The following is a 23,122-nucleotide window of genomic DNA, read 5'->3' as shown; positions in this document are numbered from 1 at the left end:
CGCCGGTCACGTTACCGGATCGTGATCTGGACGGCCCGGTACGGTGCCGGAACCGTCCCGCTCGGTACGGTGGAGGGACCGGGCCACCACGCGACCCGGTCACCGACGCAGGAGGCAGATCACATGGCAGCACGGCGCGCAGTCGTCACCGGAGCGAGCTCGGGCATCGGGGCGGCCACCGTCCGGCTGTTCCGGTCGCGGGGCTGGGACGTGCTCGCCGTGGCCCGCCGCGCCGCGAAGCTCGAGGCGCTCGCCGCGGAGACCGGGGCGGACACCCTGGTCGCCGACATCACGGACGCCGACGACGTGGCGGCGCTCGCCGCGCGGGTCGCGGACCTCGGCGGCGCCGACGTGCTCGTGAACAACGCCGGTGGGGCCTTCGGTTCGGCGAGCGTCGAGGAGTCCGACGTCGACGACTGGCGCGCCATGTTCGAGGTCAACGTGATCGGCACGAAGCGTGTCGTCTCCGCGCTGCTGCCGCACCTGCGCGACCGGGCTCGCGCGTCCGGGGGAGCGGACATCGTCACGGTGACCAGCACCGCCGGGTTCGTCGCGTACGAGAACGGTGGCGGCTACAACGCCGCGAAGTTCGCCGAGCACGCCCTGGTCGGCGCACTCCGGCTCGAGCTGAACGGGGAGCCGATCCGCGTCGTCGAGATCGCGCCCGGCATGGTGAAGACCGACGAGTTCGCGCTCACCCGGTTCCGCGGCGACGAGCAGAAGGCGGCCGCGGTGTACGACGACGTGCCGGAGCCGCTCGTGGCCGACGACGTCGCCGAGGCGATCGTGCACGCGGTGGAGCTGCCGGCCCACGTGAACCTCGACCTCGTGACGATCCGGCCGGTGGCGCAGTCGGCGCAGCACAAGCTGGCGCGCGGCCCGCTGACGCCCCGCTGAGCGGACCGCGCCCGGACCGTGCCCGGACCCGCGCAGCGCCCGGGCGGCGGGCGCGGGTCGCGGGCGCGGGCTCCCTGCCGGTACCGTGGTCGGATGCCGATCAGCAGCGAACCCGAGCCCGCGGCTCCGTCCACCGTGACCGTGACGAGCGGGCCCGAGGTACTCGGCTGGCTGGAGTTCGGTGACGCCGCGCGCCTGCTCGCCAAGGACGTCCTGTCCAGCGGCTTCGAGCCCGAGGTCGTCGTCGCCGTCGCCCGTGGCGGACTGATCATCGCCGGTGCCGTGGCCTACGCGCTCGGCACGAAGGAGTGCGGCTCGATCAACGTCGAGTTCTACACCGACGTCGAGCAGCGGCTGGAGGAACCGGTCGTGCTCGCCCCCGCCCTCGACGCCCCGAGCCTGGCGGGCAAGCGGGTCCTCGTCGTCGACGACGTGTCCGACTCCGGCCGCACCCTGCGCCTGGTGGTGGACATCATCCGGAACGCCGGTGCCGACGTCCGGAGCGCCTGCCTGTACTCGAAGCCCGGTACCGTGCTCGAGCCCGACCACGTGTGGCGCCGGGTCGACGGCTGGATCACGTTCCCGTGGAGCGCCCTCGCCCCCGTGACGGCCGAGTCGTGAGCATCCACCTGGTCGGCGGCGGTCTGTTCGCCGCCTCGGACGCCGCAGCCCCGTTCCTCGCCGAGGCCACCGCCCGTTCGGCAGCGGTCGGCCGGAGCACCCCGCGCATCGCCCTGCTCTCCGTGGCGGCCCCGGACGGCGGCAGCCCGTCGTCGACCGCCGACATCGCCGAGGTCCTCGGCGGCCCGCGCACGGCCGAGGTGCTCGTCACCGAGGTCGCAGCCGGTCAGGTCTTCGACACCACCGTCCTGAGCGACGTCGACGCCCTGGTCGTCGGTGGCGGTGTCACCCCCGACTACCTGGCGGCGATCGCCCCGCTCGTCGACCAGCTCCGGCTGCTCGTCTCCGACGGTCTGCCCTACCTCGGCTACTCGGCCGGTGCGATGATCGCCGCCGACCGTGCCCTGGTGGGCGGCTGGCGCATCGGCGGCGTCGAGATCTGCCCCGAAGCGGCGTCCGAGGGGCTGGACGAGGTCGAGCTCCGCGAGGGACTCGGCCTGGTCGACCTGACCATCGACGTGCACGCGGTGCAGGCCGGCACGCTCGCGCGGCTCATCGCCAGCGCCGAGGCCGAGTTCGTCACCGCCGGACTCGCGATCGACGAGGACACCACGCTCGTCGTCGGAGAGGGCGCGCTCGAGGTCCGCGGGACCGGCAGCGTCTGGCGTGTGATGGCCGGCGAGGAGTCGGTGGCCGTCGCCACCATGGGCGCGTAGCCGACGTGGAACCGCGGCCGCTCGCCGACCTGGTCGACCCCGGCTGGTCGTCGGCGCTCGCACCCGTCGAACCCGACGTGCACCGGATCGGCGCGTGGCTCCGCGACGAGACCGCGGCCGGCCGCCACTACCTGCCCGCCGGCGGTGACGTGCTGCGCGCGTTCACGACCCCGTTCGACGCCGTCAAGGTGCTGGTCGTCGGGCAGGACCCGTACCCGACGCCCGGCCACCCGATCGGCCTGTCGTTCGCGGTCGACCCGGCCGTCCGCCCGGTGCCGCGGAGCCTGGCGAACATCTACCGCGAGCTCGCCGACGACCTCGGGGTGACGCCCCCGCCGCACGGCGACCTGCGTGCGTGGTCCGACCAGGGCGTCCTGCTGCTCAACCGGGTGCTCACCGTGCAGGCGGGCGAGGCCGGCAGCCACCGCGGCAAGGGCTGGGAGGCGGTGACCGACCAGGCCGTCCGCGCCCTGGTCGCCCGTGGCACCCCGCTCGTCGCCGTGCTCTGGGGCGCCCAGGCCGGTTCGGTGCGACCGCTCCTCGGCGACACCCCGATCGTCGCGTCGGCCCACCCGAGCCCGCTGAGCGCGTCGCGCGGGTTCTTCGGCAGTCGCCCGTTCTCGCAGGTGAACGCGCTCCTCGAGTCGCAGGGCGCTCCGCCCGTCGACTGGACGCTGCCCGCTCAGTAGGCTCGGCACGTGCTCGAGGAGGAATACCAGCGACGGCGGGTCCTGCCGCGACACCTGCGTGCCCCGGCGGCGACCGAGACGGCCTTCGAGTACCGCATCCGTGCGGCCGAGGTGGGGGACCTGCCGCACGTGCGCGAGATCCACACGCACTACGTCCGCAACTCGTCGGTGACCTTCGACCCGACGGCGTTCACGTACGCCGCGTGGAAGAAGCGCTACGACGACATCCGGAAGCGCCGCCTGCCGTTCCTGGTGGCGGAGAACCCTGCCGGGCAGATCCTCGGGTACGCCCTGGTCGACGCGTGGAACCCGCGGGACCGCTCGAACCACGTGGTCGAGGACTCGATCTACCTCGGTGCCGCGTCCGGCGGCAAGGGGCTGGGACGAGCGCTGATGGAGGCGCTGCTCGACGAGTGCCGTTCGGCCGGCGTGCGCGAGGTCGTCGCGGTCATCGCGGACCGCCAGGCCGAGGCGTCGATCCGACTGCACGAGCGGCTCGGCTTCGAGGAAGTGGGCCGGATGGGCAAGGTCGGCTACAAGTACGACCGCTGGCTCGGCACGGTGACGATGCGGCTGCGCCTGCGCGGCCCGCGGCTGTTCGCGCGACGACGCTGACAGGACCGACGCGGTCGACGCGTGTCACGCACGGGAACGTGGGCAGGGCGGACGGGAGGCCCGTAACGGCCCCGGCACGCGCCTCCAGGCCGTCGTCCGGTCGCGTCAGCCCGCCGGGGCCTCGGTGATGAACTCGTCGCGCGTCACGCGGAGCAGCGCGGTGGCCGCCGCCGCCGCTGCGTCCGCGTCACCGTCGACCGCTGCGCGCCCGACGGCCTCGTGCCGGAGCGCCGCCTCGCGCGTCCAGCCCGTGATGGGGTCGCGCGACTCCGACGTGCGGGTGCGCAGGAGGGCCTCGACCGTGCCGGCGAAGTGCGCGAACACGGCGTTCCCCGACCCGGTGAGCAGGGCACGGTGGAACCGGACGTCGGCCTCCAGGTAGGCGCGGCTGTCCTCGCGTCCGCAGGCGTCGAGCATGTCCTCGGCGGCTGCGAGCACGGCGTCCGCGCCCTCGGAGCCGGCAGTCAGGGACGCCGCGACCGGTTCGACGCCGAGTCGGAGTTCGACGAGTTCCCGCTGCTGCACGAAGTACGCCGGTGATCCGCCGCGCCACCGGATCACGGTGGGGGCGAGCAACTCCCACGCGGTGATGTCGCGCACGAGCGTGCCGACCCGCTGCCGGGGCTCGACCAGGCCGAGGGACTGCAGGACGCGCAGGGCCTCGCGGACGACCGAGCGGGACACCCCGAACTCGTCGGCCACCAGTTCGGGTCGGACGACGGCACCCGTGGCCAGGTCGCCGTCGACGATCCGCTGGCCCAGGGCGTCGAGCACGTGGGCGTGCAGTCCGCGTGCGGTGGGCATCGTTTCCTCCGTGCAGTACGGGTCACGCGGTCGCCGTGACGCCGGTCCCATCGAAGCGGCAGACTCCGGGGACGGGCGGTTGGCGCGCGGGACGACGTCGTATAGTCTGATTAATCAGATTATTGAGGGTCGGCGTTCGTCGCGCCAGTCCACCCTCGACACGAAGGCGACGGAGCCGCGCAGCAGCGACTCCAGGAAGGGGCGCTGATGCCTCACGCTCTCCCGGACCACCTGCTCGCCGCGGGTGGCACCACCGAGACGGTCGACCCGTCCGGTTCCATCCCGCAGCTGGTCATCGCGGCGCTCGTCGGCATCGTGGTGATCATCGCGCTCATCACCTGGCTCAAGGTGCACCCGTTCATCGCGCTCACGATCGGCGCGCTCGGCGTCGGGATCGGCGCAGGCCTCGCGCCGGACAAGGCGGTCACGAGCTTCGGCGACGGCTTCGGCGCGACCATGACGAGCGTCGGCATCCTGGTCGGGCTGGGGGCGATGTTCGGCAAGATGCTCGTCGACTCGGGCGCAGCGGACCGTGTCGTGGACACCCTGGTGCGGAAGTCGTCGAAGGCGGCGCTGCCGTGGACGATGGCCCTGATCGGGGCGCTCATCGGGCTGCCGATGTTCTTCGAGGTCGGCCTCGTCCTGCTCATCCCCATCATCGTGCTGGTCGCCAAGCGGAGCGAGGTGCCGATCATGAAGATCGCCGTCCCCGCCCTGGTCGGCCTGTCGACGATGCACGCGTTCGTCCCGCCGCACCCCGGCCCGCTCGTCGCGATCTCCACCGTCGGCGCGAACCTCGGCACCACGCTCGCCTTCGGCATCGTGCTGGCGATCCCGGTGATCATCCTGGCCGGGCCGCTCTTCGCCCGGTTCGCGGCCCGCTGGGTCGACATCCCCGTTCCCGATATGTTCGGGTCGCGCGGGGCGGTCGCCACCGCCGGCCCGGGTTCCGGATCGGGTTCCGGGTCCGCCGCCTTCGCCGACGACCCGGCACACCCCGGTCGGGAGGCCCGGCGCGGCCCCGCCACGCAGGACACCGCGTCCCTGCCCAACGGCAAGAGCGACTTCACGCGCGTCATCAGCGAGCCGCGCAGCCCGTCGTTCACCGTCGCCCTGATCGGCATCCTGCTGCCGGTCGTGCTCATGCTCGCCCGGGCGATCCGTGAGGCCACCGCCCCCGACGCCGCCGGCTCGTGGGTGAGCCTGCTCGACTTCCTCGGTTCGCCGATGATCGCCATCGGCATCGCGGCCGTCTACGCGATGGTCTTCTTCGCGATCGGCGGCGGGATGGACCGCTCGGCGGTGTCGAAGTCGCTCGAGAGCGCGCTGCCCCCGATCGCCGGGGTGCTGCTCATCGTCGGTGCCGGTGGTGGGTTCAAGCAGGTGCTCATCGACACCGGGATCGGTGGCGTGATCGCCGACGCCGTCAAGGACTCCGGCGTCTCGGTGCTGCTCGTCGCCTGGGTCGTCTCGGCCCTGGTCCGCGTGGCGACCGGGTCGGCCACGGTCGCCACCGTGACCGCCGCCGGCATCATGGCGCCGATCGCCGCCGACCTGTCGACGCCGATGACGTCGCTGCTCGTGCTCGCGATCGGAGCCGGCTCGGTGTTCCTGTCGCACGTCAACGACGCCGGGTTCTGGCTGGTCAAGGGGTACCTCGGCACCACGGTGGGGCAGACGTTCAAGACGTGGACGGTGCTCGAGTGCCTCATCTCGGTGTTCGGTCTGCTCGGGGTCCTGCTCGCCGGGGTGTTCATCCGATGAGCGGCGCAGCAGACCTCGGTGCGGCCGCTGCTGCCGGCGCGGCCGACACCGGGCTGGACGCCCGTGTCCTGGTGGTGATGGGGGTCTCCGGGTCCGGCAAGTCGACCGTCGCCGCGATGGTGGCGGAGCAGGTCGGGTGGGAGTTCGCCGAGGGCGACGCGATGCACCCACCGGCGAACGTCGACAAGATGCACGCCGGCACCCCGCTCACCGACGAGGACCGCTGGCCGTGGCTCGACGTCGTCGCCGGCTGGATCCGCGGACACCTGGACGCCGGCACGAACGGCGTGGTGACCTGCTCGGCCCTGAAGCGCTCGTACCGCGACGTGCTGCGGGCCCCCGGGGTGGTGTTCGTGCACGTGGCCGGTGACGGCGCGCTCATCGAGGAGCGGATGTCCGAGCGTTCCGGGCACTTCATGCCGACGTCGCTGCTGCAGTCGCAGCTCGCCACGCTCGAGCCGCCGCAGCCCGACGAGGCCCACGTGACGATCGCCGCCGACCGCACTCCCGAAGAGGAGAGTGCCGAGGTCGTGGCGCGGCTCGGACTGGTCCGGATCCCGAGAGCCTGATCGGGCGGCGCTCGGCAGCATGGCCGCATGGCGCTCGACGACTCCCTCTCGCTCCTGACCCGCGGCTACGGGTTCGGTGCCCACCTGTGGCGCCGGACCCGTCCGGGGGCGCGGGCCGTGGGCTTCCGACTGCTCGGACGGCCGGCGCTGCTCGTGCGTGGCGCCGAGGGCGTCGGGCTGTTCTACGACGGCGACCGCACGGCACGCCACGGCGCGATGCCGGCGATCGTGCAGCGGACCCTGTTCGGCGTCGGGTCGGTGCACAGCCTCGACGGGGCGGAGCACCACCACCGCAAGGCCACCTTCGTCGACGTCGCGTACGAGGACGAGCAGGTCCGGCGGCTCGCGCCCCTGCTGGCCCGGGAGTGGGCGACCGAACGCGACGCGTGGCTCGCCGGCGGCACCCGTTCGGCGTACGACGCTGCGGTCGGTGCGATCGGCCGTGCGGTCATGCGGTGGGCCGGGCTGCCGGGAACGCCGGCCGCGAAGACCCGGTGGGCGGCGCGGCTCGCGCAGGTCGTCGACGGCTTCGGGGTGCCGTACTCACCGGAGTACCTGCAGGCCGTCCTGAACCGGCACTGGTCGGACCGGCACGCCCGGCGGCTGGTCGAGGCCGTGCGCGGTGGCCGGTTGACCCCCGAGCCGCACACCGCCCTGCACGAGTGGGCGTGGCACCGGGACGCCTCAGGGGCGCTGCTGCCGGCGCGGCTGGCCGGTATCGAGCTGCAGAACAGCATCCGGCCGGCCATCGCGGTGGCCCGGTTCGTGGCGTTCGCGGCGAAGGAGCTGCACGACCGGCCGGAGTGGCGGGCACGGATCGCCGCCGAGAGCGCGGCGGCCGACACCGCTGACGGGCCGCGCGTCGACGGCGCGCTCGCCGTCGCCTTCGCACAGGAGATCCGGCGGACCGCGCCGTTCGTGCCGATGCTGCCCGCCTGGGCCACCACCGACGTCGAGCTCGACGGCGAGCACCTGCCCGCCGGCGGCCGCGTGGTGCTCGACATCACCGGAACCGACACCGACGAGCACTCGTGGGACCGCGCCGGCGACTTCGACCCGTCGCGCTTCCTCGGGGTGGACGACTACGAGGCGATCACGACCTTCGTCCCGCACGGCGGTGCCGACGTCGCCACGGGGCACCGGTGCCCCGGCGAGAAGGTCGCGATCGCGGCTCTCGCTGCTGCCGTCTCGGTGTTGAGCGACCCGCGGGTGACCATCCTCGACGACGGACTGCAGGTGGACCGCCGGCGGCTGCCGACGAAGCCGGCGTCCGGCGGCGAGGTCCGGGGCCGCTGCCCCTTCCACTGACCCGGTCTCAGCTGAACCGGATCGGGGTGCCGACGGGCAGCGCCGCCAGGGTGCGGGTCATCTCCGCCGAGATCCGGACGCAGCCGTGCGAGCTGCCGGTCGGGTCCGGGTAGTAGTGCAGCGCGGTCAGCGCGGCGTTGCCGCCGTACGACGGGATCCGGGACGAGTGCGCCCCGGTCAGGATGATCGGGTTGCCCTGCGTGTACGCGACGCGGGTGTCGACGTACGCCGCCTCGACGTAGGTGGCGGTGTCGGTCGGAGTGGGGTCCTCCGGGGTGCCGAGCCGGGCGGCCTCGGTGGCGGTGACCGTGCCCTTGCGGGTGACGACGGACACCGTGCTGGCGGCGACGTCGACCCGGATCATCCGGTCGGTCCGCGTCACGGTGAAGTCGGCCGCCCGGGCCCAGGCGAACGTCGCACTCGGCGCGTCCGGGTCGCCGCCGTCACCGGGGGTGCGGTTGCGGGACGGAGTCGACACCAGGAGCATCCCGCCGTCCCGGCCGGGGGAGCGACCCCACACCGCGGTCGCCGCGGGCCGGTTGATCGTCGACACCAGGTGGGACAGGGCCGCCACCGGCCGGGCGCGGCTCGACGGGCTCGCGTACAGGGCGACGAGCGGTGTGCGCGGGGTCGCGATCTGCCAGGTGTCCTCGGGCTCGACGTCCCCGCCGTCGAGCAACTGCGGCACGACGGCGTCGTGGAACGCCAACGGCAGCGCAGCCAGGGTCGCGTCGGACGGTGGGGTGGGGACGGACGCGAGCGTCGGCTTCGGTTCCGGCGTGGCGCTCGGGGTCGGTGTCGTCGTCGCCCGGGCCGCGCGGGTCGGCTCCGGTTCCGGCGACCCGACGGCCACCCCGACCACGACGGCGGCGACGGCGAGCACCACCACCCCGGCGGTCGTCGCGATCCAGGTGTTGCGTCGCATGGTGCGTCCCCCTCGGTCGATCCGTCAGCGTTCGGTGACGGTGCCGCCCTCGACCCGCCACTGCCGGTCGAGTCGGACGGTCTCCAGCATGCGCCGGTCGTGCGTGACGAGCAGCAGGGTCCCGTCGTAGGACTCCAGCGCCTGCTCGAGCTGTTCGATCGCAGTGAGGTCCAGGTGGTTGGTCGGTTCGTCGAGCACGAGCACGTTCACCCCGCGGGCCTGCAGCAGCGCAAGTCCGGCCCGGGTGCGCTCGCCGGGGGAGAGCGCCGAGGCCGGTCGGCCGACGTGGTCCGCCTTCAGCCCGAACTTCGCGAGCAGCGTCCGGACCTCGGCGGTGGTGTACTCGGGCACGATCGCCTCGAACGCCGCCGCCAGTGGCTGGTCACCGGTGAACGCCGCACGCGCCTGGTCGACCTCGCCGACCGCCACGCTCGAGCCGAGCGAGGCCGTGCCCGTCGTCGGCGTCTGCTTGCCGAGCAGCGCCCGCAGCAGCGTGGACTTGCCGGCGCCGTTCGGACCGGTGATGCCGATGCGGTCACCGCCGTCGACCTGCAGCGAGACCGGGCCGAGTGTGAAGTCGCCCTGGGTGAACGTGGCGTCGGACAGCGTCGCCACGACGGCCGACGAGCGGGGTGCGCTGCCGATCGTGAACTCGAGCTGCCACTCCTTGCGCGGCTCCTCGACCTCGTCGAGCCGGGCGATGCGGGACTCCATCTGCCGGACCTTCTGCGCCTGCTTCTCACTCGACTCCGAGGCGGCACGGCGGCGGATCTTGTCGTTGTCCGGGCTCTTCTTCATGGCGTTCCGGACACCCTGGCTCGACCACTCGCGTTGCGTCCGTGCCCGCGAGACCAGGTCGGCCTTCGTCGACGCGAACTCCTCGTACGCGTCCCGCTTGTGCTGCCGGGCGATCTCGCGCTCCTCGAGGAACGAGTCGTACCCGCCGCCGAACAGCCGGTTCGACGACTGCGCCAGGTCGAGCTCGAGCACCGAGGTCACCGAGCGCGCCAGGAACTCGCGGTCGTGGCTGACGAGCACCACCCCGCCGCGCAGCCCGCGCACGAACGCCTCGAGCCGGTCGAGGCCGTCCAGGTCGAGGTCGTTGGTGGGTTCGTCGAGCAGGACGATGTCGAACCGCGAGAGCAGCAGCGCGGCGAGCCCGACGCGGGCGACCTGCCCACCGGACAGCGCGGTCATCAGGGAGTCCGGGCCGACGCCCTCGGCACCGGAGTCGCCGGTGCCGGGTTCGAGGCCGAGGTCGGCGAGCACCGCCGGGATCCGGTCCTCCAGGTCCGCGGCACCCGCGGCGAGCCAGCGGTCGAGCGCCACCGAGTACCGGTCGGCCGCTGCGTCACCGGCGTCGGGGTCCCCGAGCGCTGCCGCCGCTGCGTCCATGGTCACGGTCGCCTCGGTGCAGCCGGTCCGCCGCCCGAGGTACGCCGCGACGGTCTCGCCCGCGATGCGCTCGTGCTCCTGGGGGAGCCACCCCACGAACGCGTCCGTCGGGGCCAGGGAGACCGTGCCGGCCAGCGGCTCGTCGACCCCGGCCAGCAGCCGGAGCAGCGTGGACTTGCCGGCACCGTTCACGCCGACGACCCCGATCACGTCACCGGGCGCCACCGTCAGGTCGAGGGAGTCGAACAGCGTGCGAGCGGCGTACCCGCCGGACAGGCCCTTGGCGACGAGCGTGGCGGTCATGCGCCCATCGTCCCACGCGGGAGCGGCACCCCACGTGCAGCAGACTGGGCCGATGGACTCCTGCGTCTTCTGTGCCGTGATCGCCGGTGACGAACCCGCGACGTGGGTCGAACGTGAGGAGCACGCCGTCGCCTTCGCACCCCTGCCCGACTCGGCACTCGCTCCCGGCCACACCCTGGTCGTGCCGGTCGAGCACACCGCCGACCTGCTCAGTGCAGGACCCACGGCGCTCGCCGCCACCACGGCCCTGGCGCAGCGTGTCGCCCGTGCGATGAAGGGGGCGCTCGGCGCGACCGGGACCGTCGTGCTGCAGGCATCGGGCGCGGACGCCGGTCAGAGCGTGCCGCACCTGCACCTCCACGTCGTGCCGTGCTGGCCGGACGACGCCACGACGCACTGGCCGGAGCGACGATCGGCGCACGTGGTCGACGGTGACCCGCACGCGCTCCTCGCCGAGATGTTCGAGTAGGGACCAGACCCTCAGCCCCGCGGCACCAGCCGACCCGCACCGACCGGCAGCAGCCCACCCCGGTAGTCCAGCGCCGTCGCGCCGCCGACCGGCACCGATGCCGCCCCGAACCGCCACGCTCGGTTGAACAGGTACACGCCGATCACCGTGTCGCCGTCGTCCGGCACCGCCCACGTGCCGGTGCCCCACTGCGCCGGGTGTCCCACCCCGTCGACGGTGACGGTCGGCCGGGCGAACCAGGCGAACAGGGGTCGGACGAGCCGGAGTTCGATCCGTCGCTTCGTCGTGCCGGAGGGAAGAGTGGTGTCCACCGTCGAAGGATACGGGCCACCGCCGCCTAGGCTCGGAACCGTGTTCGAACTCCACCACCTCTCCGCACAGGAAATCTGGGACTGGATCCGCCGGGGCGAGGCGACCGCCCTCGAGGTCAGCGAGCACTACCTGTCCCGCGTGGAACGTCTGGACGCCGGACTCGGCGCCTTCGTGACGGTCACCGCGGACGCTGCCCGGGCCCGAGCCGATCGCCTCGGCCACCTGGTGCCGACGTCGAGACCGTTGTGGGGCCTCCCGTCCGCCGACAAGGACCTGTACGACCGCGCCGGGGTCCCCACGCGGAACGGCACCGCGAGCCTGCCGGAGCGGCCCGCGTCGGCCGACCACCCGCTCGTCGCCGCGCTCGACGCGGCCGGCACCGTCAGTCTCGGCAAGACCGCGTCACCGGAGTTCGGCATGTCCTCGTCGTCCGAGACCCGGCTCGGCGTGACGCGGAACCCCTACGACACCACGCGCGCGCCGGGCGGGTCGTCGAGCGGTGCGGCCGTCGCCGTCGCGGCCGGACTCGTGCCCGCCGCGGTCGGTTCGGACGGCGGAGGATCGGTGCGGATCCCCGCCGCGGCGACCGGGCTCGTCGGGCTGAAGCCGAGCCGCGGCCGCGTGCCGTCGATGCCCGGCCGCTCCGGCGTCGGCGGCCTGTCCGTGGCCGGGCCGCTCACCCGGTCCGTCGCGGACGCCGGCATGCTCCTCGACGCGCTGGTCGCGCCGACCGGGCTGCCGGAGCCGTCGCCCTACGCGCTCGTCACCCCCGACGTCGGCGAGGGGCCGTTCACCGCGGCCGCCGTCCGCGGCGAGGGCCGGTTCGTCGTCGGGGTGCTCGACGGCTCGCCGTGGGACGACACCGTCGACGTGGTCGTCGACCCCGCGGCCCGGGCCGCCGTGGAGACCGCCGTGCGGGTGCTCGGCGAGGTCGGGCACGGCGTCGAGGACGTCCGGATGCCCCGGGTGCCGTACGCCGACGCGTTCCGGGTGGCGTGGGAGAGCTCGGCTGCGCGCCTGCCGCAGGTGCCCGGCATCGACCTGTCGTCGCTGACCCCGCTCGTGGCGTGGCTCGTGGCCCGCGGACGGGCACTGTCCGGCACGCAGGTCCTCGACGCGATGGCGACGCTCGACACCTTCTCGACGACGCTCATCGGCGCGTTCGACCGGTTCGACGCGGTGCTCACGCCGACCCTCGCGATGACGCCGCGGCCCCTCGGCTGGTACGGCGACGACCCGGACGAGGACTTCCGCCGCCAGTGCGCCTACTCGCCGTGGACGTCGATGGCGAACGTGTCCGGGCTCCCCGCGATCACCCTGCCGGTCGGCGTGACCGACGACGACCACCCCGACGGTGGTGGGCTGCCGATGGGCGTGCAGCTGATCGGACGCCCCGGAGGCGAGCGGGTCCTGCTCGCGATCGGCGCGCAGCTCGAGCGCCGGTTGCGCTGGCAGCGGCGGCACCCGGCTGCCTGGACCGCCTGACGCCACGCCCGGGACCGGGTCTCACGGACACGTGTTCTCCGACAGATCACCAGTCGAACGACGTGTGGATCGTCGCAGCGGTCGTGCGCCCGCTCAGCTCGTCTCCTGCACCACCCGGATCACGCCGAGGCTCCCGTCGGTGGGGTCCGGCATGACCATCCCGGCGTCGAGCCCGCTGCGCAGGTAGTCGATCACCTCGGCCGTCAGCCGCTCTCCGGGCACGTACGCCGGGATCCCGGGCGGGTACGGGGTCGCCTGCTCGGCCGCGATCCGCCCCGCTGCCTGGTCGGCGGGCACGAGCTCGACCGCGCCGAAGAAGGCGTCGCGGGGCGTCATCACCGACTCGAGCAGCAGGCCCGACGGTTCCGGGATGCGGACCGGCGGCGTCTGCGGCAGGTCCGGTGCCGCCACGGCGAGCGACCGCAGGGCGTGCACGAGCCGGTCGGTGGTGAAGTCGTCGTCGGCCAGCGACACGTCGATGCCGAGGTGCCGGTGATCGGAGAGCCCGAGGTCGAGCCGGTGGTGTTCGCGGACCCAGTCGTGCGCCTGGTACCCGGTGATCCCGAGCGCTTCGACGTCGAGCAGCATGCGCATCGGGTCGAGCTGGTGCGATGCCTCCGCCCCGAGCAGCTCGTCGTGCAGGACGTGGATGCCGTCGATCGCCTCGATGCGCTGCCGGGTCTGCTCGGCGAGCGCGATGGTCTGCGCGATCAGCCCGGCGCCGTCGCGCATCATGTGCCGACGCCAGCCGTCCATGCCCGCGTAGACGAGCACGTTCGGGCTCGTCGTCATGAGCATGTCCGCGCAGGCCCACAGGTGGTCGTGGTCGACGAGGTCGCCACGGAGGTGCAGCACGGACCCCTGCTCGAAGCCGAGGCCCATCTTGTGCACGCTCGTCACGCAGACGTCGGCGCCGGCGTCCATCGCCCACGAGGGCAGCTGCTCGGAGAAGGGCAGGTGCGCACCCCAGGCCTCGTCGACGATGAGGGGCTTGCCGCGCTCGTGGCACACCGCCGCGATGCCGGCGATGTCCGCGCAGGTGCCGTACGGGGTCGGGCTGACCACGAGAGCGGCGGCGGCGTCCGGGTGCTCGTCCCACACGGCGGCGTAGTCGGCGGGCGACGGCGGGTGGGAGATCCCCTGGTCACGGTCGAGTCGCGGCTCCACCCAGTACGGCTGCAGCCCGGAGAAGACCAGGCCGGCGGTGACCGACTTGTGCGCGTCACGGCTGACCAGGATCCCGCCCTCGACGCCGGCGACCGCGAGCATCGCCGCCTTCACCGACAGGGAGCTCCCGCACGTCGAGAAGAAGACAGTGTCGGCACCGACGGCCTCCGCCATCAGGGACTCCGCGGTGGTCAGGTACCCGTTCGAGGACCTCCGGTCGTCGAGTCCGCCGCTGGCGAGCACGTCGGCGCGGAACGGGTCCTTGCCGAGCACGGCCAGGGTGTCGGCGTCGACGCCGCGGCCCTGCCGGTGGCCCGGCGGCGAGAAGCCGTAGCGGTCTCGGGCGTGGTAGTCCCGGAGCGCGTCGAGGAAGGGTGCCTGGGTCTGGTCGAGGTCGCCGCTCATGGACCCCGTCTACCCGGGCGGCGTGCACCGTCGGCTCAGACGCCGGACACGGTGGGCGCCGGCGGGAGGTGCGACGGAGTCGTCGTCGTACGACGTCGACGGTGTCGCTCCGCGTCGGCACCCCCACGTTCGCCCCGGGCCGCGCCGGCCGTTCTACGGCAGCGTCGGCGCCGCCGCCACCAACGCCCGCGTCACGGGGTGCTGCGGAGCGTCGAGCAACGACACCGGGCCGTGCTCGACGATCCGGCCCTCGGACATCACCGCGACGGTGTCGCACAGCCGCTGCACGACGCCGATGTCATGGGACACCAGCACGAGCGTCAGCCCGAGGTCGTCGGCGAGCGACCGGAACAGCTCGATCACCCGGGCACGGACGACCACGTCGAGGGCACTCATCGGCTCGTCACCGAACAGGATCCGGGGCGAGTGCACCACGGCCCGGGCGATCGCGATCCGCTGTCGCTGCCCGCCGGAGAACTCGTGCGGGTACCGCTCGACGGTGTCGGCGGGCAGGTCGACGCGCTCCAGTACGGCACGGACCAGGTCGTCGTGCGATCCCGGGACCTGCAGCGCCCGCAGCGGCTCGGCGACGATCGCCCCGACGCGCATCCGCGGGTCGAGGGACGCGTACGGGTCCTGGAACACCACCCCGGTCTCGCGACGGAACCAGCGCAGCGCACGCGCGGACCGGGACGCGACCACCGGACGACCGGAGGCGGCGACGGTGCCGGCGGAAGGAGCCTCCAGGCCGGCGAGCAACCGGACCAGCGTGGACTTGCCGGACCCCGATTCGCCGACGATGCCGAGCCGTGCGCCGGGGGCGACCGTCAGGTCGACACCGTCGACGGCGGTGCGGACCGGGCCAGGCTCGAACGGGCCGCGGCGGGGGAGTCGGTAGGTGCGGTGCAGCCCGGAGGCCTCGAGGACGGGGAGGGTCACGGTGCGGTCCTCCTGGCGGTGGCGCGGGCGGCGTCGACGAGCGCGGCGGTGGCGGGGTGCTGCGGTGCGGCGAGCAGGTCCGCAACGCGGCCCTGCTCGACGACCCGGCCGGCGTCGAGGACGACCGCGGTGTCGGCGATGCGGGCGAGCACGGCGAGGTCGTGGGTGACGAACACCATGCCCGCCGGCAGGTGCTCGAACAGGTCGAGGATGCGGGCTTCGGTGGTGACGTCGAGCGCCGTGGTCGGTTCGTCGGCGACCAGGTACGACGGCTCGCCGGCCATCGCCATCGCGATGCAGATCCGCTGCCGCTGCCCGCCGGACAGCTGGTGCGGGTACTGCCGCAGCAGCGACTCCGGGTCGGGCAGGCCCACGGACGCCGCCAGGTCGACGGCTGCCGCGCGGGCCGCACGCCGGTCGAGCCCGCGGTGCAGCCGGAGCGGCTCCGCGATCTGCGCGCCGACCCGTCGCAGCGGGTCGAGCGCTGTGCCCGGCTCCTGGAACACCATCGCGATGCCCGCGCCGCGGTGTCGCGCGCGCTCGCGGTCGGGCAGGCCGACGAGTTCGGTGCCGTCCAGGCGGATGCTGCCGGTCACGACGGCGCCGGTGGGCTCCAGCCCCATCAGGGCGAGCGAGGTCATCGACTTGCCGGATCCGCTCGCGCCGATCACGCCGACGCGCTGGCCGGGAGGCACGGTGAAGGTGACGTCGTCGAGGATCGTCCGCCCCGTGATGCGGACCGACAGCCCTCGCACGTCGAGCCCGGAGGCTGCGGTGGCGTGCGGGGTGCCGGCTGCGTGGGCGGTGCCGGCTGCCTGGTCGGTCATGCGGTCACCCCCGGCGTGGTCGTCGCCGGGTCGGCGCTCCGGTCGGTCGTCGTGCCGTCGGTCGTCGTGCCGTCGGTCGTCGTGCGATCGCTCGTCGTCAGCCGCGGGTCGGAGGCGTCACGCACCGCGTCGCCGAGCAACGACAGCGCCGCGACGACGAGGGCGATGGCGGCTCCCGGCCAGGTCGCACTCCAGGGGTGGACCCCGATGTAGGTCTGCAGGTCGGACAGCAGGCTGCCCCAGGACGCGGTGTCCGATCCGGCCCCGTAGCCCAGGTAGGACAGCCCGGCCTCGGCGAGCACCGCCGTGGCCATCGCGAGCGACAGCTGCACGGTGAACAGCGGCGCCGCGTTCGGCACCAGGTGACGGAAGAGCACCCCGGCACCGCCGACGCCGGACGCCCGGGCCGCGGTCACGTAGTCGCTCCGGGCGATCCGCCGGATCTCGCCACGGGCCACGCGGGCGATCGTCACGCCGAAGGACAGCCCGACGCTGACGACCACGACGCCGAGCGACCCGCCGAACACCGCCGTCAGCAGCATCGCGGTGAGCAGGGTCGGGAACGCCACCAGGATGTCGAGCAGGACCGCGGTGCCCTCGCGCACCCAGCGGGCGGTGAGCGAACCGATCGCCGTGAGGACGATCCCGACGACGCTCGCGATCACGCCGGAGCCGACGGCGACGAGCACGGTGGTGCGGGTGCCGGCGAGCAGGTAGCTGGCGATGTCGCGTCCGGCGGCGTCGGTGCCGAACCAGTGCACGGCGCTCGGACCCTCCCACTGGTGGAACGGGTCCGCGCGGAACGGGTCCTGCGGCGTCCAGACGAGCGACACGGCGGCGAGCACGAGCAGCAGGCCGAGCACGACGACGGCGAAGACCCCGGTCGGGCGTGCGACGAGACGGCGGATCATCCCTGCACCTCGCGCTGTCGGGGGTCGAGGGTGCGGTGCACGACGTCGACGGCGAACCCGACGAGCAGCACGAGCCCCGTGAGCACGAGCAGTTCCGACTGCACCTTCGTGATGTCGCGGCGGCCGACGTCGGTGACGAGCATCCGGCCGACCCCGGGCAGCGAGAACAGCTGCTCGACGACGACGGCCCCGACGAGGAGCCCGGCGATCTGCACCCCGAGCACGGCGAGCACGGTGAGGGCGACGCTCGGCAGGCCGTGGCGGAGCAACGCCTGGGTCCGGGTGAGGCCGATCGCGGCGGCGGTGCGCAGGTGGTCGGCATCGAGGACGGACAGTGTGGCGGAGCGGGTGAACCGGAGGATCACCGCGCCCTCGACGGCGCCGATCGTCAACGCGGGTAGCACGAGTGACGCGAACGCCCGCCCGGGCTCCGACCAGCCGTCGAGCGGGAAGCCCTGCGTCGGCAGCCAGTGCAGCGTCACCGCGAACAGGGCGACCAGGAGCATGCCCGCCCACACGACGGGCACGGCGGCGACGGCCTGCGCCGCGAACCCGATCACCGCACCGCCGGGGCGGCGACGGAGCACCGCGGCGACCACCCCGAGCGGGACGCCGATCACCAGGGCGGTCGCCAGGGACATCGCGGCGAGCGGCAGGGTGATCGCGAGCTTCTGCGCGATCTCCGGTGCGACGGCACCGTTCGTCACCAGGGAGCGGCCGAGGTCACCGCGGAACACCCCGCCGATCCAGTCGAGGTACTGCACCACGACGGGCCGGTCGAGTCCGAGCTGCTGCCGGAGCTGTTCCACCTGCGCCGGGGTCGACTGCGTGCCGGCGACGACCTGGGCGACGTCACCGGGCAGCACGCGGAGCGTGGCGAAGATGATGACGCTCGCCACGAGCAGGCCGACGACGAGCAGGAGCACCCGCCCGATGAGGAACCGGGTCACGACACCGATGCTACGGGGGCGGACACCCCGCCGCGGCCGCTCCGGGTCACTTGACCGCGAGCTTCGCCAGGTCGAGGCGCGAGTTGCCGCCGTCGACCGGGAAGCCCGTCACGCCGGAGCGCACCGCGGTGATCTCGGTCGCCGTGTAGAGCCACTCGCCGGCCGCGTCCTCGCTGACGATGCGTGCCGCCTTCCGGAGTGCCTCGGTCTTCGTGGCCTCGTCGGTCGCCGCGATCGACTGGGCGTAGAGCGCCTGCACCTTCGGGTTGTCGTAGCCGAAGTAGTAGTCCGGGTTCGCCCAGTTGCCGAAGTCGCGGGCCTCGACGTGGTCGACCATCGACAGGTCGAAGTCCCGCTCGCCGGACTTCGGTGCCTGGAACACCGAGGACAGCCAGGTGGCGAAGTCGACACGCTTGACCGTCAGGGTGATCCCGACGTCGGCGAGCTGCGACTTCAGCACGTCGCCGATCGTGGTCGGGTAGATGTTCGCGTAGGTGAGCGTCAGCTTCAGGTCCTGCTGCCCGGCGGCGGCGAGGAGCTTCTTCGCGTTCGCGGGGTCGTACGCGTCGATGTCGGTCAGGTCCTCGTAGCCGGGGTCGAGCTCCGGGATCGGGCCGCCCTGCTCCACGCCCGTGCCGCCGATCGCCTTGATGAGCGCCTTCGCGTCGATCGCCTGCCGGATCGCCCGGCGCACGCGCTCGTCGGTGAAGGGTTCCTTGCGGTTGTTGAACGCCAGCGTGTACTTGTCGGTCGTCTTGCCGCTGTGCAGCGCGATGTCGGCGTTGCCCTGCAGCTGGCTCTCCAGCGTGCCGTCGACGGGGTTCAGGACGTCGAGGTCACCGTTCGCCATCGCGTTGACGGCGGTCGACGGGTCCGTGATGTACCGGAAGACGATCTTCGCGACCTTCGCCTTCGTGCCCCAGTAGTCCTCGTTGCGGTCGAAGGTGAGCGAGTCGCCCTGCTTCCAGCTCACGACCTCGAACGGACCGGTGCCGTTGGCGCTGTCGGAGAGGTCGTTGTCCGCGGCCTTCTCGAGTACCAGGCCCGAGCGACCGGTGAGGTTCCAGAGCAGGTCGGAGTCCGGCTTCGCCAGCTGCAGCACGACGGAGTCCTCGGACGGCGAGGTGATCGACGTGACGCCCGCGAGCTTGGCGGAGTCGACGTACGAGTCGTTCGACTTGACCTGCTCGAGCGACCACACGACGTCGGCCGCGGTGACCGGCTTGCCGTCCTGGAACGTCGTGCCGTCCCGCAGCGTGAACGTGTAGGTCAGCCCGTCGTCCGAGACCTGGTGCGAGGACGCCAGCACGTCGCGGATGTCTCCGTCGGCGGTCCGGCCGACGAGCCCCTGGTACACGTTGTCGATGAGTACCTGGTCGAGCGCGGCCCCGGACTGGGTGCGGATGTCGAGACTCGTCGGCTCGAGCACCAGCCCGACGCGCACCGTGGCGTCCTTGCCCCCGGTGGTGTCGGACGAGCCGGAGCAGCCGGTCAGCGCGAGCGCTGCGACGACGGCGACCGCGGTGGCGGCGAGGGCAGCGCGCCCGATGCGCGAGGGGCGCGAGGTGCGCGCGGTGCGACGGGGCAGGAGCGGACTCATGGGGTTGTGGGTTCCTTCCGGGCGCGAGGGCTGGGATCGGGCCTCGCGCTCGCACGAGGGTACCGGCGGCTGGTGCCGTCCGGCGACGGTTCTTCGATCCGGTGCAACAATCCGTGCCGCTCCGCCCATGCCCGGATCGCCGAAGCCAGTTCGAGGGGCGCCTGGTTCTGCACCGCGTGCCGCGAGGTCACCGTCACGATCTCGGCTTCCGGCAGGCGTTCGGCGAACCCGGCGTGCAGCTTCGGGGAGACGTACCCGCGGTCACCCCGGACGAGCAGGATCGGCACGCGCAGTGCCTCGAGGTCCGGCCACGCGTCGGCGAAGCGCCCCACCGACGACGTCCGCCCGGCGGGCAGGTGCGGGAAGTGGTGGCGGCGCACGAGTCGTCCGTCCGCACCGAGGGCAGTCGTGTGCCGGGCCTCCCGCAGCAGCACCTGCCGGTCGTCGCCGACCCGCGCCTCGATCGCCCGGTCGACGACCTGCTCGAGGGACTCGAACGGCTCCTCGGCCTCGAGCGCGCGGGCGATCCGGTCGACCGCACGCTGCGCGAAGTCCGGCGACATGTCGACGAGCACGAGTCCGGTGACCCGCTCCGGAGCGGTGGCTGCGAGTCGAGCGGACAGGATGGCACCGAGCGAGTGCCCGACGACGATCCCCGGCGGCACCGCGAGCGCGTCGAGCGCCGCGAGCACGCTCGGCGCCGTCGCGGCCGCCGCGTAGTCCGCGTCCTCACGCCACGACGACCGGCCGTGGCCGGGCAGGTCGAGGGCGACCGCCGGCTCGCCCACGGCGAGTGCCGTGGTGTCGAAGCTGTGGGCGTCGATGCCGAGCCCGTGCAGGTAGGTGATCCGGGCCTCCTGGCCGTCGTCGCCCCACCGGATCGCGGAGATCTCCTGTCCGTCCGTGGTGCGGACCACCTGCCTGGAGGCGCGGAGCGGCTCAGGGACGCCGCTCGCGAGGGCGAGGGCGGGCAGGTCGGCGAATTCGTCGTCGGGGGCTTCGGACACGGGGACGATCCTCGCACCGTTCCGAGGGCCTGGAGACGTTAGGTAAGGCATGCCATACTCGGTTCCGTGGCAACCCGGTATCGCGTCTTCTCCGTCCGCGTGGCCGCCGTCACGTCGCTCACCCCGAACTTCGTCCGGGTCACGCTGACGGGCGACGCGCTCGCCGACTTCTCCTCGGTCGGTCTCGACCAGCGGATCAAGATCGTGCTGCCCCTGCCCGGCATCGGCTTCTCCGAACTGCCGGAGGACGAGGACTGGTACGCCGCCTGGCGCGCGCTGCCCGACGACGCCCGCAACCCGCTCCGCACCTACACGGTCCGCTCGTTCCGCCCGGATGCCCGCGAGCTCGACATCGACTTCGTCGCGCACGGTGACACCGGGCCGGCGTCGCGCTGGGTGTCGGCCTGTCGCGTCGGTGACGAGCTGCGCATCGTCGGGCCCCGCGTGCCCGAGTCGCCGGAGGACCTGCCGACCGGGGCCGCCGAGTTCGCTCCCGGGCACGCGAACCGGATCCTGCTCGCCGGGGACGAGACCGCCGCACCGGCCATCTGCGCCATCCTCGAAGCCCTCGACGTCTCGACCGTCGGCCACGTCTTCATCGAGGTGCCCACCGACGCCGACCGGCTGCCGGTCACCGCACCCGCCGGGGTCGAGGTCCGCTGGATCGCCCGCAACGGCGCTACCCACGGGCTCCGGATGACCGACCAGGTGCACGCCTGGGCCTTCACCGTCGCGCCGTCGCCCGCCGCCGCCGCGTGCGAGCCGGCCGCCGAGCTCACCGACGTCGATGTCGACGAGCAGGTGCTGTGGGACGTCCCCTCCCCGGTCGACGAGCGCCCCGTGTACGCCTGGATTGCTGGTGAGGCCGGCTGCGTCAAGGAACTCCGCCGCCACCTGGTGCGCGGCGTCGGCATCGACCGCAAGCAGGTCGCGTTCATGGGGTACTGGCGGCACGGCAAGGCCGAGCACTGATGTCGGCCGCGGGCACCGCGCTCGGTCCGGTCCCGACCACCGCGCTGGGGGCGCGCGGGCTGACCCTGGCCTACGACGACCGGGTCGTGGTGGACACGCTCGACGTCGACATCCCCGACGGCGAGCTGACGGTCATCGTCGGGCCGAACGCCTGCGGCAAGTCGACGCTGCTGAAGTCCTTCGCCCGCACCCTGAAGCCGCGAGCCGGCACGGTGTTCCTCGACGGGGCACCGATCGACTCGTACCGCCCGAAGGCCGTCGCCCGGCGGGTCGGGATGCTCCCGCAGACCCCGATCGCCCCCGACGGCATCACTGTGCGCGACCTGGTGTCCCGGGGCCGGTTCCCGCACCAGGACCTGCTGCACCCCTCGTCCGGATCCGACCGGCAGGCCGTGCAGGCCGCACTCGAGCAGACCGAGACCGTGTCACTCGCCGACCGCAGTGTCGACGAGCTCTCCGGCGGGCAGCGGCAGCGGGTGTGGATCGCGATGGTGCTCGCGCAGCAGACCGACATCGTGCTGCTCGACGAACCCACCACGTTCCTCGACATCGCCCACCAGTACGACGTGCTCGAACTGGCCTCGACGCTGCACGCCGCCGGTCGCACGGTCGTCGCCGTGCTGCACGACCTGAACCAGGCTGCGCGCTACGCCACCCACGTCATCGCGATGCGCGACGGGGCGATCGTCGCGGCGGGGGAGCCGTCCTCGGTGCTGACCGCGGACCTCGTCGAGGACGTCTTCGGCCTGCCGTGCGTCGTCGTCCCCGACCCCGAGACCGGCACGCCCCTCGTGGTGCCCCGGCGGCGCGCGGCCTGACGCGCTTGCGGGGCTGGCGCTGCCGCCGCCGCTGCCGCCGAGCGGTCACGACACGTCATTGGCCGGGCGTCGGGCGGTCACGAACCGTCGGCTGGCGGCGCCGCAGGCGACGGTCTGCGACCGCTCGCTGCGCGCTCGGCGGGGTGTTGCGACCGGCGGGCGGGTGCAGCGGGGGTGGGGCCCGGCGGCCTGGAGGCCCGGGGCGGCGCCGCCACGCGCCTCCAGGCCGTCGACTGGTCGCGTTTCGTCGCCTGGCCGGCCCGACGCCGAGCGGTCACAACACGTCATGGGCCGGGCATCGAGCGGTCACGAACCGTCGGCTGGTGGCGCCGCAGGCGACGGTCTGCGACCGCTCGCCGCGCGCTCGGCGGGGTGTTGCGACCGGCGGGCGAGCGGGCGGCCCCGGCCCGCGACCTCGCGATGCGCGCTCGGCGTGTCCTGCGACCGAAGCACATCGGCTCCCGTCAGCGGTAGCCGCCGTCCTCCAGGCCCGCCTCGACCTCGAAGCGGTTCCGCAGGGGATCCCGCCCGGCGACGGCGTACAGCAGCGGCATGAGCATGCCGTACCGGCGCCACTGCTCGACGTGCACCCGCTCGTGCCGGAGCACCCCCGGGCCGTCGTTGTCGCGGGTCAGGTACACCGACCCGACGCAG

Annotated in this window: 23 protein-coding genes and 1 pseudogene; 12 read left to right on the top strand and 12 right to left on the bottom strand. The window is 73.4% G+C overall.

Going from position 1 to position 23,122, the window contains the following annotated elements; translation table 11 throughout:
* Positions 1-123: 123 nt before the first annotated feature.
* The 5 genes from DEJ17_RS15515 to DEJ17_RS15495 all read left to right on the top strand — a co-directional run bounded on the left by DEJ17_RS15515 (position 124) and on the right by DEJ17_RS15495 (position 3,538).
* On the top strand, positions 124-897 hold the full coding sequence (locus DEJ17_RS15515) for an SDR family oxidoreductase (RefSeq protein WP_110895087.1): 774 nt from the start codon (positions 124-126) through the stop codon (positions 895-897).
* Positions 898-990: 93 nt separating this feature from the next.
* Positions 991-1,518 (top strand): phosphoribosyltransferase, encoded by a 528-nt coding sequence (locus tag DEJ17_RS15510; protein ID WP_051596753.1) that lies wholly within the window; start codon positions 991-993, stop codon positions 1,516-1,518.
* Positions 1,515-2,234, top strand: a complete 720-nt coding sequence (locus DEJ17_RS15505) for a Type 1 glutamine amidotransferase-like domain-containing protein (RefSeq protein ID WP_110895075.1) — start codon at positions 1,515-1,517, stop codon at positions 2,232-2,234. The genes DEJ17_RS15510 and DEJ17_RS15505 overlap by 4 nt, the downstream gene beginning before the upstream one ends.
* 5 nt (positions 2,235-2,239) lie before the next feature.
* Positions 2,240-2,923, top strand: coding sequence for a uracil-DNA glycosylase (locus DEJ17_RS15500; protein WP_110895074.1), 684 nt, complete (start codon positions 2,240-2,242; stop codon positions 2,921-2,923).
* Between the two features lie 9 nt (positions 2,924-2,932).
* Positions 2,933-3,538, top strand: a complete 606-nt coding sequence (locus tag DEJ17_RS15495) for a GNAT family N-acetyltransferase (RefSeq protein WP_110895073.1) — start codon at positions 2,933-2,935, stop codon at positions 3,536-3,538.
* 105 nt (positions 3,539-3,643) lie between these two features.
* Here DEJ17_RS15495 and DEJ17_RS15490 read toward each other — a convergent pair whose 3' ends face one another.
* A complete protein-coding gene (locus DEJ17_RS15490) occupies positions 3,644-4,342 on the bottom strand; it encodes a FadR/GntR family transcriptional regulator (protein WP_181421249.1) in 699 nt (232 codons plus the stop codon).
* A gap of 207 nt (positions 4,343-4,549) precedes the next feature.
* On the opposite strand from DEJ17_RS15490, the gene DEJ17_RS15485 reads away from it, so the two are divergent.
* Genes DEJ17_RS15485 through DEJ17_RS15475 form a run of 3 tightly spaced genes read left to right on the top strand, consistent with a single transcriptional unit; the run spans position 4,550 to position 7,983 of the window.
* Positions 4,550-6,106, top strand: coding sequence for a GntP family permease (locus tag DEJ17_RS15485; protein WP_110895071.1), 1,557 nt, complete (start codon positions 4,550-4,552; stop codon positions 6,104-6,106).
* Entirely contained in the window at positions 6,103-6,675 is a 573-nt protein-coding gene (locus DEJ17_RS15480; protein WP_110895070.1) for a gluconokinase, read from the top strand. Before DEJ17_RS15485 ends, DEJ17_RS15480 begins: the two co-directional genes overlap by 4 nt.
* Before the next feature lie 27 nt (positions 6,676-6,702).
* Positions 6,703-7,983, top strand: a complete 1,281-nt coding sequence (locus DEJ17_RS15475) for a cytochrome P450 (protein WP_110895069.1) — start codon at positions 6,703-6,705, stop codon at positions 7,981-7,983.
* A gap of 7 nt (positions 7,984-7,990) precedes the next feature.
* On the opposite strand, the gene DEJ17_RS15470 is transcribed toward DEJ17_RS15475, so the two are convergent.
* Positions 7,991-8,908, bottom strand: a complete 918-nt coding sequence (locus DEJ17_RS15470; protein ID WP_110895068.1) for a L,D-transpeptidase — start codon at positions 8,906-8,908, stop codon at positions 7,991-7,993.
* 24 nt (positions 8,909-8,932) lie between these two features.
* On the bottom strand, positions 8,933-10,606 hold the full coding sequence (locus DEJ17_RS15465; protein ID WP_110895067.1) for an ABC-F family ATP-binding cassette domain-containing protein: 1,674 nt from the start codon (positions 10,604-10,606) through the stop codon (positions 8,933-8,935).
* Between the two features lie 52 nt (positions 10,607-10,658).
* Here DEJ17_RS15465 and DEJ17_RS15460 point away from each other — a divergent pair, with 52 nt between their 5' ends.
* Positions 10,659-11,075 carry an HIT family protein gene (locus DEJ17_RS15460; protein WP_110895066.1) on the top strand — a complete coding sequence of 139 codons (417 nt, stop codon included), beginning with the start codon at positions 10,659-10,661 and terminating at the stop codon, positions 11,073-11,075.
* Positions 11,076-11,086: 11 nt separating this feature from the next.
* Here DEJ17_RS15460 and DEJ17_RS15455 read toward each other — a convergent pair whose 3' ends face one another.
* A complete protein-coding gene (locus tag DEJ17_RS15455; RefSeq protein ID WP_110895065.1) occupies positions 11,087-11,386 on the bottom strand; it encodes a hypothetical protein in 300 nt (99 codons plus the stop codon).
* Between the two features lie 40 nt (positions 11,387-11,426).
* Here DEJ17_RS15455 and DEJ17_RS15450 point away from each other — a divergent pair, with 40 nt between their 5' ends.
* Complete coding sequence (locus DEJ17_RS15450; RefSeq protein WP_110895064.1) at positions 11,427-12,872, top strand: amidase; 1,446 nt, start codon at positions 11,427-11,429, stop codon at positions 12,870-12,872.
* A gap of 93 nt (positions 12,873-12,965) precedes the next feature.
* Here the strand turns inward: DEJ17_RS15450 and DEJ17_RS15445 are convergent, their stop codons facing one another.
* The 7 genes from DEJ17_RS15445 to DEJ17_RS15415 all read right to left on the bottom strand — a co-directional run bounded on the left by DEJ17_RS15445 (position 12,966) and on the right by DEJ17_RS15415 (position 20,678).
* Complete coding sequence (locus DEJ17_RS15445; RefSeq protein WP_110895063.1) at positions 12,966-14,444, bottom strand: aminotransferase class I/II-fold pyridoxal phosphate-dependent enzyme; 1,479 nt, start codon at positions 14,442-14,444, stop codon at positions 12,966-12,968.
* A 153-nt stretch (positions 14,445-14,597) separates the two neighbouring features.
* Entirely contained in the window at positions 14,598-15,383 is a 786-nt protein-coding gene (locus DEJ17_RS15440; RefSeq protein WP_110895062.1) for an ABC transporter ATP-binding protein, read from the bottom strand.
* Positions 15,380-16,210, bottom strand: coding sequence for an ABC transporter ATP-binding protein (locus DEJ17_RS15435; RefSeq protein WP_110895061.1), 831 nt, complete (start codon positions 16,208-16,210; stop codon positions 15,380-15,382). The genes DEJ17_RS15440 and DEJ17_RS15435 overlap by 4 nt, the downstream gene beginning before the upstream one ends.
* Positions 16,207-17,121, bottom strand: coding sequence for an ABC transporter permease (locus DEJ17_RS15430; RefSeq protein ID WP_110895060.1), 915 nt, complete (start codon positions 17,119-17,121; stop codon positions 16,207-16,209). The genes DEJ17_RS15435 and DEJ17_RS15430 overlap by 4 nt, the downstream gene beginning before the upstream one ends.
* Positions 17,118-18,071 carry an ABC transporter permease gene (locus DEJ17_RS15425; protein ID WP_110895059.1) on the bottom strand — a complete coding sequence of 318 codons (954 nt, stop codon included), beginning with the start codon at positions 18,069-18,071 and terminating at the stop codon, positions 17,118-17,120. The genes DEJ17_RS15430 and DEJ17_RS15425 overlap by 4 nt, the downstream gene beginning before the upstream one ends.
* A gap of 46 nt (positions 18,072-18,117) precedes the next feature.
* Entirely contained in the window at positions 18,118-19,671 is a 1,554-nt protein-coding gene (locus DEJ17_RS15420; protein WP_110895058.1) for an ABC transporter substrate-binding protein, read from the bottom strand.
* Positions 19,668-20,678, bottom strand: coding sequence for an alpha/beta fold hydrolase (locus DEJ17_RS15415; RefSeq protein WP_181421248.1), 1,011 nt, complete (start codon positions 20,676-20,678; stop codon positions 19,668-19,670). The genes DEJ17_RS15420 and DEJ17_RS15415 overlap by 4 nt, the downstream gene beginning before the upstream one ends.
* 66 nt (positions 20,679-20,744) lie before the next feature.
* Between DEJ17_RS15415 and DEJ17_RS15410 the strand changes: the two genes are divergently transcribed.
* Both DEJ17_RS15410 and DEJ17_RS15405 read left to right on the top strand, forming a co-directional pair.
* Positions 20,745-21,650: a siderophore-interacting protein gene (locus DEJ17_RS15410; RefSeq protein ID WP_258366844.1), complete on the top strand. Its 906-nt coding sequence runs from the start codon at positions 20,745-20,747 to the stop codon at positions 21,648-21,650.
* Positions 21,650-22,468, top strand: coding sequence for an ABC transporter ATP-binding protein (locus DEJ17_RS15405; RefSeq protein WP_110895055.1), 819 nt, complete (start codon positions 21,650-21,652; stop codon positions 22,466-22,468). The genes DEJ17_RS15410 and DEJ17_RS15405 overlap by 1 nt, the downstream gene beginning before the upstream one ends.
* Before the next feature lie 464 nt (positions 22,469-22,932).
* On the opposite strand, the pseudogene DEJ17_RS15400 reads toward DEJ17_RS15405, so the two are convergent.
* Positions 22,933-23,122: pseudogene (locus tag DEJ17_RS15400) on the bottom strand (Fe-S oxidoreductase); the annotation flags it as partial.

Origin of the sequence: Curtobacterium sp. MCSS17_011 (genome assembly GCF_003224275.1) — a bacterium.
Classification (GTDB): Bacteria; Actinomycetota; Actinomycetes; order Actinomycetales; family Microbacteriaceae; genus Curtobacterium.
The sequence above is the reverse complement of the archived record's forward strand: the minus strand, read 5'-3'. Positions and strand labels throughout refer to the sequence as shown.

Excerpts from the sequence above, each read along its gene's own strand:
- DEJ17_RS15515 (WP_110895087.1), top strand. The coding sequence starts at position 124 with ATGGCAGCACGGCGCGCAGTCGTCACCGGAGCGAGCTCGGGCATCGGG.
- DEJ17_RS15510 (WP_051596753.1), top strand. The coding sequence starts at position 991 with ATGCCGATCAGCAGCGAACCCGAGCCCGCGGCTCCGTCCACCGTGACC.
- DEJ17_RS15490 (WP_181421249.1), bottom strand. The coding sequence starts at position 4,342 with ATGCCCACCGCACGCGGACTGCACGCCCACGTGCTCGACGCCCTGGGC.
- DEJ17_RS15485 (WP_110895071.1), top strand. The coding sequence starts at position 4,550 with ATGCCTCACGCTCTCCCGGACCACCTGCTCGCCGCGGGTGGCACCACC.
- DEJ17_RS15480 (WP_110895070.1), top strand. The coding sequence starts at position 6,103 with ATGAGCGGCGCAGCAGACCTCGGTGCGGCCGCTGCTGCCGGCGCGGCC.
- DEJ17_RS15475 (WP_110895069.1), top strand. The coding sequence starts at position 6,703 with ATGGCGCTCGACGACTCCCTCTCGCTCCTGACCCGCGGCTACGGGTTC.
- DEJ17_RS15470 (WP_110895068.1), bottom strand. The coding sequence starts at position 8,908 with ATGCGACGCAACACCTGGATCGCGACGACCGCCGGGGTGGTGGTGCTC.
- DEJ17_RS15465 (WP_110895067.1), bottom strand. The coding sequence starts at position 10,606 with ATGACCGCCACGCTCGTCGCCAAGGGCCTGTCCGGCGGGTACGCCGCT.
- DEJ17_RS15460 (WP_110895066.1), top strand. The coding sequence starts at position 10,659 with ATGGACTCCTGCGTCTTCTGTGCCGTGATCGCCGGTGACGAACCCGCG.
- DEJ17_RS15445 (WP_110895063.1), bottom strand. The coding sequence starts at position 14,444 with ATGAGCGGCGACCTCGACCAGACCCAGGCACCCTTCCTCGACGCGCTC.
- DEJ17_RS15435 (WP_110895061.1), bottom strand. The coding sequence starts at position 16,210 with ATGACCGACCAGGCAGCCGGCACCGCCCACGCAGCCGGCACCCCGCAC.
- DEJ17_RS15430 (WP_110895060.1), bottom strand. The coding sequence starts at position 17,121 with ATGATCCGCCGTCTCGTCGCACGCCCGACCGGGGTCTTCGCCGTCGTC.
- DEJ17_RS15420 (WP_110895058.1), bottom strand. The coding sequence starts at position 19,671 with ATGAGTCCGCTCCTGCCCCGTCGCACCGCGCGCACCTCGCGCCCCTCG.
- DEJ17_RS15405 (WP_110895055.1), top strand. The coding sequence starts at position 21,650 with ATGTCGGCCGCGGGCACCGCGCTCGGTCCGGTCCCGACCACCGCGCTG.